The organism is Halorhodospira neutriphila (assembly GCF_016584055.1).
Lineage (GTDB): Bacteria > Pseudomonadota > Gammaproteobacteria > Nitrococcales > Halorhodospiraceae > Halorhodospira > Halorhodospira neutriphila.
The window spans coordinates 1-1,186 of the sequence record NZ_NRSH01000253.1 but is presented as its reverse complement, the minus strand read 5'-3'; the positions used below and the strand labels follow the sequence as shown (position 1 = coordinate 1,186).

The 1,186-nt window shown below is 79.7% G+C and carries 2 protein-coding genes; both read left to right on the top strand.

Translation table 11 applies throughout. The features are described 5' to 3' along the window. Positions 1 to 799 (top strand): cobalt-precorrin-5B (C(1))-methyltransferase CbiD (gene cbiD, locus CKO13_RS12275; protein ID WP_200261425.1); only part of this gene is annotated, 799 nt, incomplete at its 5' end. Further along, a partial coding sequence (locus CKO13_RS12270; RefSeq protein ID WP_200261423.1) for a precorrin-6A/cobalt-precorrin-6A reductase occupies positions 796 to 1,186 on the top strand: 391 nt, incomplete at its 3' end. The genes cbiD and CKO13_RS12270, both read left to right, overlap by 4 nt.

Below are 1,186 nucleotides of genomic sequence, written 5' to 3'. Positions count from 1 at the left end.
CGGCACCGTCCGCCGCCCCGGCCTGCCGGTGGCCGTCGGCGAGCCGGCCATCAACCCGGGGCCGCGGGGCTATATCGCAGGGGCGATCCGCGAGGCGGCCGCCGCCCTCGGCGCCGGCGGCGACGTCGAGCTGGAGATCGCCATCCCCGGCGGCGAGACCCTCGCCGCCGAGACCCTCAACCCCCGCCTCGGCATCGAGGGGGGGCTGTCGGTCCTCGGGACCGCCGGCGTGCTGGTGCCCTTCTCCTGCGCCGCCTGGATCCACAGCATCCAGCGCGGCGTCGACGTCGCCCGCGCGGCGGGCGTGGCCCACATCGCCGCCAGCACCGGCCGCACCTCGGAGCAGGCCGTCCGGGCCCACCACGCCCTCGCCGACGAGGCCCTGATCGACATGGGCGACTTCGCCGGCGGCACGCTCAAGTACCTGCGCCGCCACCCCGTGCCCCGGATCACCCTCGCCGGCGGGATCGCCAAGATGGCCAAGCTCGCCCAGGGCTTCCTGGACCTGCACTCGCGCCGGGGGCAGGCCGACCTGGGCGCGCTGGCGGAGATGGCCGCCGGCCTCGGCGCCGACCCGGCGTGCCGGGCGCGGATCGCCGGTGCCAATACCGTCGCCGAGGCCGCCGGCCACGCCCGGGCGGCGGGGCTGCCCCTGGGCGACGCCATCGCCCGCGCCGCCCAGCGCACGGCCCTGGGGCTCATCGACCCCGGGCGCAGCCACCTCGAGGTCCTGCTCTTCGACCGCGACGGCGGCATCGCCGGCGCCGCCCCGTGGGCGCCGCAAGAGGCAACGCCGTGACGGCCGGGCCGCTGCGCACCCTGATCCTCGGCGGGACCGGCGAGGCCCTGGCGCTGGGCCAGCGCCTCGCCGGCGACGGGCGCTTCGCCGCGACCTACTCCGTCGCCGGGCGCACCCGTGCCCCCCGGCTGCCCGATCTGCCCGCGCGCCGCGGCGGCTTCGGCGGCGCCGAGGGGCTCGCCGCCTACCTGCGCGCGCAGCAGATCGAGGCCCTGGTCGACGCCACCCACCCCTTCGCCGCGCGCATCTCGGCCAACGCCGCGGCGGCGAGCGCGCGCACCGGCACTCCCCTGCTCGCCCTGCAGCGGCCGGCCTGGGCCCCCGGCCCCGGCGAGCGCTGGCGGCGAGTCGCCGACATGGCCGACGCCGCCGCGGCCCTCGGCGAGG